General features: G+C 43.5%; 16 protein-coding genes. 5 read left to right on the top strand and 11 right to left on the bottom strand.

Annotated elements, in window-relative coordinates; all coding sequences use genetic code 11:
- Positions 1-69 precede the first annotated feature (69 nt).
- The 5 genes from BACCELL_RS16525 to BACCELL_RS16545 all read right to left on the bottom strand — a co-directional run bounded on the left by BACCELL_RS16525 (position 70) and on the right by BACCELL_RS16545 (position 3,676).
- The gene (locus BACCELL_RS16525; RefSeq protein WP_007213078.1) at positions 70-1,050 is read right to left on the bottom strand and encodes a lytic transglycosylase domain-containing protein; all 981 of its coding nucleotides are present in this window, start codon (positions 1,048-1,050) and stop codon (positions 70-72) included.
- Between the two features lie 83 nt (positions 1,051-1,133).
- The gene (locus tag BACCELL_RS16530; RefSeq protein WP_007213079.1) at positions 1,134-1,859 is read right to left on the bottom strand and encodes an SDR family NAD(P)-dependent oxidoreductase; all 726 of its coding nucleotides are present in this window, start codon (positions 1,857-1,859) and stop codon (positions 1,134-1,136) included.
- A 10-nt stretch (positions 1,860-1,869) separates the two neighbouring features.
- Positions 1,870-2,331 (bottom strand): GNAT family N-acetyltransferase, encoded by a 462-nt coding sequence (locus BACCELL_RS16535; protein ID WP_007213080.1) that lies wholly within the window; start codon positions 2,329-2,331, stop codon positions 1,870-1,872.
- Between the two features lie 5 nt (positions 2,332-2,336).
- A complete protein-coding gene (locus tag BACCELL_RS16540) occupies positions 2,337-2,762 on the bottom strand; it encodes a secondary thiamine-phosphate synthase enzyme YjbQ (RefSeq protein ID WP_007213081.1) in 426 nt (141 codons plus the stop codon).
- Between the two features lie 56 nt (positions 2,763-2,818).
- Positions 2,819-3,676 carry an ion transporter gene (locus tag BACCELL_RS16545; protein WP_007213082.1) on the bottom strand — a complete coding sequence of 286 codons (858 nt, stop codon included), beginning with the start codon at positions 3,674-3,676 and terminating at the stop codon, positions 2,819-2,821.
- 191 nt (positions 3,677-3,867) lie between these two features.
- Here BACCELL_RS16545 and BACCELL_RS16550 point away from each other — a divergent pair, with 191 nt between their 5' ends.
- Together BACCELL_RS16550 and BACCELL_RS16555 are read left to right on the top strand one after the other, a co-directional pair.
- Entirely contained in the window at positions 3,868-4,638 is a 771-nt protein-coding gene (locus tag BACCELL_RS16550; RefSeq protein WP_007213083.1) for an SDR family oxidoreductase, read from the top strand.
- 26 nt (positions 4,639-4,664) lie between these two features.
- Positions 4,665-5,129: a MaoC family dehydratase gene (locus tag BACCELL_RS16555; protein ID WP_007213084.1), complete on the top strand. Its 465-nt coding sequence runs from the start codon at positions 4,665-4,667 to the stop codon at positions 5,127-5,129.
- Positions 5,130-5,236: 107 nt separating this feature from the next.
- Here the strand turns inward: BACCELL_RS16555 and BACCELL_RS26100 are convergent, their stop codons facing one another.
- From BACCELL_RS26100 to BACCELL_RS16570, 4 genes are read right to left on the bottom strand one after another with little or no spacing between them, the layout of a single operon-like run.
- A complete protein-coding gene (locus tag BACCELL_RS26100) occupies positions 5,237-5,545 on the bottom strand; it encodes a nitrous oxide-stimulated promoter family protein (protein ID WP_007215751.1) in 309 nt (102 codons plus the stop codon).
- 3 nt (positions 5,546-5,548) lie between these two features.
- Positions 5,549-5,821 (bottom strand): zinc ribbon domain-containing protein, encoded by a 273-nt coding sequence (locus BACCELL_RS16560; protein ID WP_007213086.1) that lies wholly within the window; start codon positions 5,819-5,821, stop codon positions 5,549-5,551.
- Positions 5,822-5,858: 37 nt separating this feature from the next.
- Positions 5,859-6,617, bottom strand: a complete 759-nt coding sequence (locus BACCELL_RS16565; protein ID WP_007213087.1) for a GNAT family N-acetyltransferase — start codon at positions 6,615-6,617, stop codon at positions 5,859-5,861.
- The gene (locus tag BACCELL_RS16570) at positions 6,610-7,062 is read right to left on the bottom strand and encodes a GNAT family N-acetyltransferase (protein ID WP_007213088.1); all 453 of its coding nucleotides are present in this window, start codon (positions 7,060-7,062) and stop codon (positions 6,610-6,612) included. The genes BACCELL_RS16565 and BACCELL_RS16570 overlap by 8 nt, the downstream gene beginning before the upstream one ends.
- Before the next feature lie 448 nt (positions 7,063-7,510).
- On the opposite strand from BACCELL_RS16570, the gene BACCELL_RS16575 reads away from it, so the two are divergent.
- On the top strand, positions 7,511-7,828 hold the full coding sequence (locus tag BACCELL_RS16575) for an MGMT family protein (RefSeq protein ID WP_007213089.1): 318 nt from the start codon (positions 7,511-7,513) through the stop codon (positions 7,826-7,828).
- On the opposite strand, the gene BACCELL_RS16580 is transcribed toward BACCELL_RS16575, so the two are convergent.
- A complete protein-coding gene (locus tag BACCELL_RS16580; protein ID WP_007213090.1) occupies positions 7,818-8,993 on the bottom strand; it encodes an MFS transporter in 1,176 nt (391 codons plus the stop codon). The genes BACCELL_RS16575 and BACCELL_RS16580 overlap by 11 nt on opposite strands.
- Positions 8,994-9,164: 171 nt before the next feature.
- Entirely contained in the window at positions 9,165-9,482 is a 318-nt protein-coding gene (locus BACCELL_RS16585; protein WP_007213091.1) for an HD domain-containing protein, read from the bottom strand.
- 107 nt (positions 9,483-9,589) lie between these two features.
- Here BACCELL_RS16585 and BACCELL_RS16590 point away from each other — a divergent pair, with 107 nt between their 5' ends.
- Together BACCELL_RS16590 and nfo are read left to right on the top strand one after the other, a co-directional pair.
- On the top strand, positions 9,590-9,892 hold the full coding sequence (locus BACCELL_RS16590) for a GNAT family N-acetyltransferase (RefSeq protein WP_044153940.1): 303 nt from the start codon (positions 9,590-9,592) through the stop codon (positions 9,890-9,892).
- Between the two features lie 92 nt (positions 9,893-9,984).
- Positions 9,985-10,824, top strand: a complete 840-nt coding sequence (nfo, locus tag BACCELL_RS16595; RefSeq protein ID WP_007213093.1) for a deoxyribonuclease IV — start codon at positions 9,985-9,987, stop codon at positions 10,822-10,824.
- The last annotated feature ends 71 nt before the right edge of the window (positions 10,825-10,895 follow it).

Raw genomic sequence — 10,895 nt, forward strand, 5'->3', positions numbered from 1 at the left:
CCCCGGAAGTGCAGCCTTGAGTTTTTCTTTTGGTATCTTTTCTTTTGTCTCAAGACAAAAGAAAAGTACTTAATTTATAACCCATGCCCTATTATGCGGCACCGTCTTCTTCGGATCATAGTGCATTCCCGCCTGTGTCGGTATTTTAAGAACGTATGTACGTCCGCTTTTGTTTTGTAAAGAACTATCGCGTAGCCATGGGTTGGCATCCTTCAGTTGGGCGTAGGTAATACCTTTATTCTTGGCAAATTGTGCCAGATTGTCGATACTTGTTGTTACATTGATCTCTGTATGGGGAATGACAGGGTAAAGATGTTCCCGTTTCAACAAAAAGCCATAGCGCTGCGGATTACTGATGACGGCTTTAGCGGCAAGCAGGCGGAACATGTAACGGGAAGTTTCTTCTACAAGCCAAAGGTCTACGGCTTGATCTACGAGCTGTTTTTTCAGTTCGGAGGAGATGCGGCCTTGTCCGCCATTGTAGGCAGCGGCTACGCAGAGCCAGTTACCATATCTTTGGTAGGCATCTTTCAGATACTGACATGCGGCACGGGTGGCTTTCTCCACGTGATAACGTTCGTCAATATTGGGGTTTACTTCAAGGCCGAATTCGCGTCCGGTAGTTTGCATGAACTGCCACATTCCGGCTGCTCCTGCCGGACTACGGGCAAGGGTATTGAGGTTACTCTCTATTACGGCGAGGTATTTGAAATCATCGGGTACACCGTTTTCCTTCAATATGGGTTCTATGATGGGGAAGAAGCGGTTTGCACGCTTGATGGTAAGCATGGTGGTGGAGTGCATATAGGTGAACGACATTTGTTCACGGTCCATGCGTTCACGATGATCGTAACGCGTCAGGTCAATTTCCTGTCCGGCAAAGGTGATTTTGTCCGGTACGGAAGGGGAGGTGACACAATAGGGAACTTCGGATTTAACGGATTGCTGTTCAGGGTCTATCGTGCTGTGCCCAAACAGAAATGGAAGTGTGGCACCGGCGCATAGAGCAACTGAGGTAACTATCAGGATATGTATTGAGTTTTTTTTCATTTTCAAAAGTTTGTTTGGTTCGAGGTCGAATATACAATATTTACGGGAATGAGGCAAGAACTATGGTGTCTTTACAACGAATCTTAGTTCTTTATAGGCAATCTTTCCCATAACCACCGGGGGATCATTCGCCAGAAAAAGACAACTACACGGTATCTGCCGTCGATTACAATGACCCGTTTTTTTCGGTTCAAGGCACGGACGATACTCTTCGCTACCTGATTGGCTTGCATCAACATAGGGAACTTACCACTTTTCAGTAAGTCGGTAGCGACGAAACCCGGGCGTATGTCTGTGAAATGGATATTCAAGTGTTGCATCCGGGAGAGTTGTGCCAAGGCTTCGATGTAAGTATTCTGGAAGCGTTTCGTTGCGGAATAGGCCGGGGCGATGCCCAATCCTTTGGTGCCTGCAATGGAACTGATGACAGCGATGTGCCCACCTCCTTGGGTTTTGAAGTGATTGAAGGCGGCGGTCACCATGCGGGTGAATCCTTCTACGTTGGTACGGGCGGTATTTAGTTCTATTTCCGGTTTCAGATCCGGGTTCTGGCTACCTATGCCGGAGCTGAGGAAGAACAAATCCATGCCACCTAACTTCCGGATGAGTGTTTCCAGCAGGGTGGGGGCATCCGAATCTGTTACGTCCAGACGTTGAATTTCGATTTGTCCGGGGGCGGTGGCTTGCAGTTTCTCCAATGCTTCTTCCCGTCTTCCGGCAATACCGATGTGCCAACCTTGCTGAGTTAGCAGTTTGGCAACTTCTTCTCCTATGCCGGAGGTGGCTCCTATAATAATGGCTCGTTTCATAATTGCTGTATTAGTAGTTTGTTAATTGCATGTGCAGGATGGGAAAGGGCTTGCCTTGCGCATCTGTTTCATCCCGACTTATTACTTCAAAGCCCCTGTTACGGTAGAAGCGGAAAGCCTGTTCGTTTTGTTCGTTGACATCCACTTTGTGGAAACCTCGTTCGTTTACGGCAAACTCTAATAATGTCTTACCATATCCTTTTCCCTGTTCGTCGGGGTGGATAAACAGCATTTCTATTAAATCGTCGCTTAGTCCCAGAAAGCCACTGATGCGGTTGTCTTTATTCTTTATAATATAGAGTTGCACTGCGGGGAAATAAACGTTCTGTACCAGAGGTTTGTAGTACTGAATATCTTCTGCACTCAAGAAGTGATGCGTACTGCGTACGGATGCTTCCCAAAGCTCAGAGAGTTCGGGATAATCTTTCTCCGTGGCGACGAAGATATTTGTAGGAAGATTGTTCATTTTCATATATTCTATTGTCCGATGACGGTTGCTACTATTTTTCTTCCACCGCCACGATTGCGGAATTCACAGAGGTATATACCTTGCCAGATGCCCATATTCAGTCTACCGTCAGTGATAGGTATGCTGAGACTATTACCTGTCAGGGTCGATTTGGCATGGGCGGGCATGTCGTCATCTCCTTCACAGGTATGCATATAGTAGGGTTCCCGTTCTTTTACCAGGTGGTTGAAGATGGCTTCCATGTCCGTCTGGACATCCGGATCAGCATTTTCATTGATGCTAAGTCCGGCAGAGGTATGCTTGATGAACAGATGTAAAAGTCCGGCTTGCGGCAGACGCGGCAGGTTACGTATTATTTCATCCGTTATCAGGTGAAAACCACGTGCACGGGGACGTAGGGTAAATTCTTTTTGAGTAACAAAACTTTGTTCCATTTTTATATATTTCTATGCGTTATTATTTGCCAATATGATTTAGTATGAAAGTTTTTCTATTCTTTAGGGGCTTTATCAAGTGATGATCCGCAATACTTACAGAACTGCGCACTTTCTTCGTGTCCTCGCCTGTGACAGTTGGGGCACTCTCTTGCTACATTCTTTTCATGTCTTTTCATCAGCGATACGGAAACTATGCCGGTGGGTACTGCAATAATAGTGTAACCTATCAGCATGACACAACCTGAAAGGAATTTCCCTAGGGCGGTGACAGGAGTTATATCTCCGTAACCTACGGTGGTAAGCGTGACGCAAGCCCAATAAATACTGTTGGGAATATTGCTGAACTGCGTATTGGGTTTTCCTCCTTCAACCATGTACATCAATGTTCCGATAGATATCACCAGAATAACCACAAACATAAAGAAAACTGCGATTTTTTTGCTACTGTCGCGTAGTGCCGTCAGCAGCATTTGCCCTTCCATCCAGAAGTTGAATAACTTGAAAACGCGGAATATCCGTATCAGGCGGAAAGCCCGCACAATAAGCAGATAGCGTGCCCCGGGAAATAGGAAAGCGAGATAAAGCGGCAGTGTAGCCAGCAAGTCGATGATGCCGAAAGCACTGAAAGCATATTTGGAAGGTTTAGGTGAACAATACAGCCGGGTGATATATTCGAAAGTGAAGAAAGCGGTCAGTAAATACTCCATAACAATGAATGGAGTTTTCAGCCATACCGGTAATCCTTGCAGGCTTTCCAAAATAACAAGTCCTACGCTAAGCAATATGCACCAGATCAGGGTAACGTCGAATAGCTTCCCGGCAGGTGTATCAGCTTCGAATATGATGACATATAGTTTTCGCTTCAAAGCCTGATTATGCATCAGTTCTGTGAATTTATCTTTCAGTTTCATGTTTCACAATGTTTGTTACAAAAGTAGGAAAACCTTTCCGAATGAGAAAAAGGGTACTTGACTTTTTGTAACTTGCTGGAATATGGAGTATATTTGTTACCTGTTTTCACGATTTAAAAGTAAACAACCATGAATCGAATAATAACCTTCGTTATCGGGGTTTTGTTCATCATACTTAAAATAAAGAGCGTATGAATAAAGTATGTGTAGTAACAGGTGGAGCCGCCGGTATCGGTCGTTGCATTGTCGAGATGTTTGCAGAATCGGGATATACGGTGTATTTCATTGATAAGACACCCGAGGCGGTGGAACTGGCGGAAGGAAAGATGTCGGAAAGAGGGCTTTCGGTTACAGGCTTTGTCGGAGATATTGCCGAGGAACAGACGTTGCGGGATTTTGTAGACTTTGTCTTATCCATAGAAGATCAGATTGACTGTCTGATAAATAATGCTTGCCTGACAAATGGAGGAATATTGAGCAACTGTTCGTATGAAGACTTCCTGTATGTGCAACGTGTGGGAGTAGCGGCTCCTTATTTCCTGGCTTTGTCGTTTAAAGACTATTTCAGTGGTGCAGGTGCTATTGTGAATATTTCTTCTACCCGTGCTTTTCAGTCGCAGGCCAATACGGAAAGTTATACGGCAGCCAAAGGTGGAATAACGGCTCTGACTCATGCACTTGCGGTCAGTCTTTCGGGAATTGCCCGCGTGAATTCTATCGCTCCCGGTTGGATTGATACGGGAAGCTATCATGAGGAGGATTATGTGCCGGCATATACGGAAGGAGATATCATGCAGCATCCTTCGCAAAGGGTAGGAGAACCGGCCGATATAGCCCGTGCAGTTCTTTTCCTTTGTGACGAACGGAACTCCTTTATCAACGGGGAGAATATTACGATTGACGGAGGCATGAGTAAACTAATGATTTATCATAATGATTATGGTTGGGATTATCAACCGTAGAAACTATTAAATATAAAAAGAGAATAATGGAAAAAGTAATTATCAACTCGTATGAGGATTTTGAAAAGCTGGTAGGTCAGCAAATTGGGGTTTCCGATTATGTGGAACTTTCGCAGGAACGTATCAATCTGTTTGCTGATGCTACGTTGGATCATCAGTGGATACATGTAGATACGGAACGTGCTAAAACAGAGAGCCATTTCAAAACTACTATTGCGCATGGCTATCTTACTTTGTCTATGTTGCCGTATCTGTGGAACCAGATTATTGAGGTGAACAACCTGAAGATGATGGTTAATTATGGTATGGATCAGATGAAGTTCGGTCAGGCGGTATTGTCGGGACAAAGTATTCGTTTGGTTGCGAAACTGCACTCATTGACAAACTTGCGCGGTGTGGCAAAGGCTGAGATTAAATTTACGATTGAGATAAAAGACCAACCGAAGAAGGCACTTGATGGAATTGCAGTGTTCTTGTATTATTTCAATTAAAATTCTTTCATTATAAATTACACGGATATTCACAGATTAAGAAGAAGAGCTTTACTGAAGCTTCATTATTAAATCTGTGAATATCCGTGTAATTTGTAATGTATTCTTTATTGCTTCCTAATATACTCCTGCCACAAATGCCGGATAGCCGCTACCGGATGATACAACAACATTCTTGGCCCTGCCCATCTCATGATTTCTCTCATCCGTTCCCGCATCTCCGGTTTGTAACAATGTATGGTACAGAGTCGGCAAGTACCTTTCTTTTCTCCGAATGGACAACGTGACAACCGTGCATGTGCATATTCCAACACTTCCCTGCATTGCGGGCACAAAGTTTCGTTCCCCTCTTTCTTCCGGCAGTAGAGGCGGATCATTTGTTCCACGGTTTGTTTTTCCTGTTCGATGCGGGACATTATTTATGCTTGCCAGCGTTTCAATTTCGGAAACTCTTGCTTCATCATCGCAATAGCTTCTTCTTTAGTAACTTTCTGTTCCGAGTCTTTATTGAATTCTTCTACAAACTGGGCACAATGTTCTATCATTTCATCCATGGTGCAGTCTTGTGCGAATTTACCTTGCTGATAGCAGTAAGTGCAATAATCTGCGCTGAGGCTACCGTCAGCATTTGTTCCGCATACTTCATCGGATGTGAGTGGCATTCCGCAACTTTGGCAAAATTTCATTTCCATAATCTTTTTGAATTAGAGTTTGTACAAATATACATTCTTATTTTAATTGCAGCAATTTTTTCAGTAAACCTTCATTCAACAGGTGTACAGTTTCGAACTTTCCGTTATAGAATACAGCCCAATTATTAAAGATGCAAGGCAGTTGTTTAGCTTTCTCCAAAGTATCTATCTCTACCAACCGGAGAGGTATTTGGTTGTTCTCGCAATAATTGTATATCTGTTCGATACAATTGGGAATATAGGGACATTGCACACCGTAATAGATGGTCAGTTCTTTGCCCTCAATGCTCTGTTTCCGCACGTTTGATGTGAATTGCGGTTGGGTGCCGTCAAAGGAAAGAGCTAATAATTCATATTCGTCATTGATGGTATCCACTACTTTGAAGCCATATTTCAACATGAACTTCTTTTCTGATAAGAAAGGTTTCTTCTTTTTGGAAGAAAGGAGGCAGATGCCGGATTTTCCTTGCGCTTTTGCGTCGTCGATGCACGATTGTAACAATTCCTTTCCGTATCCCTTTCCTTTGTAACTGCCGGATACCCACAGGCAATAAATATAGAAATAATTATCACCAGTTACGGGAACCCAGGCTTTTTCCAACGGGGCATACTCGATGAACACTTTTCCCTGCGCATCCAGTTTGCGGAAGACGTGTCCTTCTTTGATACGCTCTGCCAGCCAGTTGCGTTTATCGTTTACGCCGGTTTGGTGTTTTTTGTCTGCAATGGCGCAACATAGGTGTTCGCTCATTACGTTCTCAGGGGTTAGTGTGATGAATGCCATATTTTTATCCATTCTTGCTAATTTTGAGATAAACCATATCTTTCAGAAGCTTTCCATCTTCATACATGGGATGATCGTAGTTATCAGTAAAAAAGTTGGGTATGCGGTGCGAGTAGGTAAATCCGCATTGTTTGTAGAAATCCTCTGTGTACGTATCTTCTGCTGTACCTACCAATAGCGTATGATAACGATCTTTGTAGTGCTCCAATAGAAATTCTATCAGCCGTTTTCCATATCCTTTTCGTTGGTAGTGGGGATAAGTGGCGATGTTCTTGATTTCATAGACTCCGTTTCCTTCATCTGTTATCACACACGCTGCCTTTAAGTCGCCGTCGTAGAGAGCATACATTTCTCCCCGTTCCAGGTAGAGATCTATCATGGACTCTTGTTCGTCGGCAAGTAGCAGTAGTTCGAGGAACTCCTTTTTGTTCTTTAAAATAGGGACGATGTTTATCATTCGTGTAGATTTAATTGTTCTTGAATCACCTCAAAGGTAGGCAATTGGTATGAGAAAGACAAATTCTGCTACCAAGTTGAAAAACATTATTCCGAAATTTGCTACTTATAATTAATTTCTGTTCTTTCGTACAGGAATTTATGGTTGCCCGATAATGGTCTATGCTTTTTAGGGAGAGCGAGTTTTCCAAGTCAATTCATTGGGGGGATAAGATTAAAAGTAGTCAACCTATGTGAGAAGACTATGTGCTCTATATCAGTAGATTATGATTCTCGGTTATTCTCACTATATTGAGAATCTTTTCTCACTGTGATGAGTATTTATTCTCATCGCATTGAGAAGTTCTTCTCATCGTATTGAGAATACTTTCTCTTTACGTTGAGAAAATCTTCATTATAGGCATCCTATTTCCGACTGATAAGTATTGTATTGCAAAGTAATATAGGTTATGGATAAAACATCCTTTGGAGAAGAAGTATATAGTGTTGTCGCCTCTATCCCTCCGGGACGGGTGCTGACGTATGGACAGATTGCTTATCTTATAGGTAAGCCCCAGTGTTCACGTATGGTGGGGCAGGCCATGCATAACGCACCTGAGGAACAAAATCTGCCTTGCCACCGGGTAGTGAATAGTCAGGGACGACTGGCCCCTTTCTGGCCCGAACAACGGGAGTTGCTGGAAAAAGAGGGTACCGTCTTTAAGAAGAACGGATGCGTAGATATGAAGACATCTGGTTGGGAAATACTGAAGGAGGTTATTTCTTAGCGAATATATTGATGAGCAGCGAACAACTTGTCAGCAAGATACCTGTTCCCACCACTCCCGTCCAGCCGAACCATTGCCAGAAGGTTCCGGCAAGGAAAGTTCCGGTGGAACCGCCAATGAAATAGGTAGTCATGAAAATAGTATTGATACGATTGGATGCCTGCGGACAAAGGGCAAACGCACTTGTCTGATTACTGAGCTGGATGCATTGCATCCCTATATCTATCAACAGAATACCGGCTATGATACCTGCATAACTATATTGTCCCGCATAGAGCACTATCCATGCGCTGATTATCAGCGAACATCCTATATAAGTAAGTCGTTTCACCCCGACCGTATTGATGAATCTTCCGATGGAAGAAGCGGTCAGTGCCCCGGCTATGCCGCAAAGACCCAACATTCCTATGATATTGTTTCCCGCAAAGAAAGGCGCCTGTTCCATCTTGAAAGCCAGACAACTCCACATGGCAAGGAACGATCCGAACGAGAAACCTGCACGCAACGAAGCTATGCGGAGTTGGGGATACTTCTTGACGATGGAAAACAAGGATTTCATCAGTCCGGCATAACTTCCCTGATAATTGGAAGGAAGGTCCGGGAGTATCCTTATTATAATAAGCAAACAAACGACCATCAATCCCGCGGCAACAAAGTAGATAAACCGCCAGCCCATGTATTCGCCTACAATGCCGCTCACTACGCGCGAAGCAAGAATACCCGTCAGTAGTCCCGAAAGGATAATACCTACATTCTTTCCTTTAGTTTCGGGAGTGGAGTATTGTGCCGCAAGGGGCATGAATATCTGGGGGATAACTGAACAGGCCCCCGTCAGTAGAGAAGCGAACAGTATCAGGTGGATATTGGGAGCTAAAGCAATGGTGAGCAGTGAGACTACCAGAATGGAAATATTTACGAGGATAATATTTCTTCTGCGGTATAAATCGCCCAGTGGAATGATGAACAATAGTCCGATGGCATATCCTATCTGCGAGCACATGGCTATCAGATTGGCGGTGAATTCACTGATGTTCAGGTCACGGCTGATACGATTCAGTAGTGGTTGGTTGTAGTATATGTTGGCTACCGTTACGCCTGAGATGATGGCCAGCGTCCAAAGCAGGGACGAGGGTACTCCTTGATTTTCTTTTAGTTCCAATTTCATGCCGCAAAGGTAGTAATTTCATGAAAAAGAAACATGCATAATGATCAATGATTCATATACAGGGGCATCAGGCGATGGTAGGCTTTCAGATATTTCCTGAGTCTGGTGACTTCTTTTTCTCCGATGCAGGGCATGCGGCGCACATCCATATTATCCGTCAGGTCGTGAATCTTAACGGCAACGGCTATGGGATTGGAGGGCACATCTTTCGACGTATTCTTCGTAATCTTCCTCATCAGAGGTCTTTGTGACACACCGCACGGCTTCAATGATTTCGGCAGAGAATCCTTCCTTTTCCAGGTCTTCGAATGTCCATTCCGTATCTTCTACAACGTCGTGTAGAATACCGACAATCCTTTCTTTCAGATTCCGTCCCATATTCATTACGCGGATGGGATGATGCAGATATTCCTGTCCGTATTTGTCTTTTTGTCCTTTGTGGGCTTCGGTGGCAATAGCGATGGCATGTGAGAGAAGATGATTGTCCATAAGATTTTTTTTAGAATTGTTCGATACAAAGTTACTGAAATCTGTTATTAAATATAAGAGAGGCTTATTATTAAAATAGTATATTAACCCAATAAATGAAACAGATTATGAATATAGAACATTTTCCGGAGAAAAAAGTTTTTCAGACCGTAGTCGATGGAGAGACTGCCCGCCTGATGTATCATGTAGCTGACGGTGCTTTGGATGTGCGCCACACGATTGTACCCAGTGAAATAGGTGGTAGGGGAATTGCCTCTGCTTTAGTAAAGGCAGCTTATGATTATGCATTGGCTAATGAACTGGTGCCTGTGGCAACCTGTTCCTATGCCGTGAAGTGGCTGGAAAGGCATCCTGAATATAATGGAAAGACGGGAAAGGATTATGCGGGGGAGGGGACTTGTGCATTATAGAAACTCAAGGTCGTCATATCTTGATTTTGCCATCTTCGGATTTTTCTCTATCTTGCTTCCGTTTTTAATCATTCACTAAAGAAAAACAGAATATGAAGAAATATATAGGAGCGCACGTAAGTGCGAGTGGGGGAGTTGAGATAGCTCCTGTTAATGCGCATGAGATAGGTGCGAATGCATTTGCTTTGTTTACAAAGAACCAACGGCAATGGGTGGCCAAACCTCTGACCGAAGAAAGTATTCGCGGATTTAAAGACAATTGTGAGAAATACTCTTTTGATGCCCGCTATATCTTGCCTCATGATAGCTATTTAATCAATCTGGGACATCCTGAAGAAGAAGGACTGGAGAAAAGCCGTGCCGCATTTCTGGATGAAATGCAACGTTGTGAGCAATTAGGTCTGAAGCTTCTGAATTTCCATCCGGGCAGTCATCTGAATAAAATTTCAATAGAGGAATGTCTGGATAAGGTGGCAGAATCTATCAATATCACATTGAGTAAAACGAAAGGGGTGACTGCTGTTATTGAAAATACAGCCGGACAAGGAAGCAATGTTGGTAATGAGTTCTGGCAACTAAAGCATATCATTGATCGTGTGGATGATAAATCCCGTGTAGGTGTATGCTTGGATACTTGTCATACTTACTCGGCAGGATATGATATCGTAAAGGAATATGATAAAGTGTTTCAGGAGTTTGATGAAGTAGTTGGATTTAACTATTTGCGGGGTATCCACCTGAATGATACTAAAAAAGAATTGGGTAGCCATGTAGACCGCCATGACAGCATAGGGAAAGGCCTGTTAGGCATAGACTTCTTTAAGCGTTTTATGAAAGATGAACGGTTTAATGATATGCCTGTTATTCTTGAAACGCCGGATGAGAGTTTATGGGCGGACGAGATAAAGTTGCTACGTAGCTTTGAAGAATAGATACGCGGACGACGCGGACTAAAACGGACGAACACGGATTTTCTTAATTCATAATAAGAAGTCCGTGTTCG

The sequence above is a fragment of the Bacteroides cellulosilyticus DSM 14838 genome, assembly GCF_000158035.1.
GTDB classification, from domain to species: Bacteria; Bacteroidota; Bacteroidia; order Bacteroidales; family Bacteroidaceae; genus Bacteroides; species Bacteroides cellulosilyticus.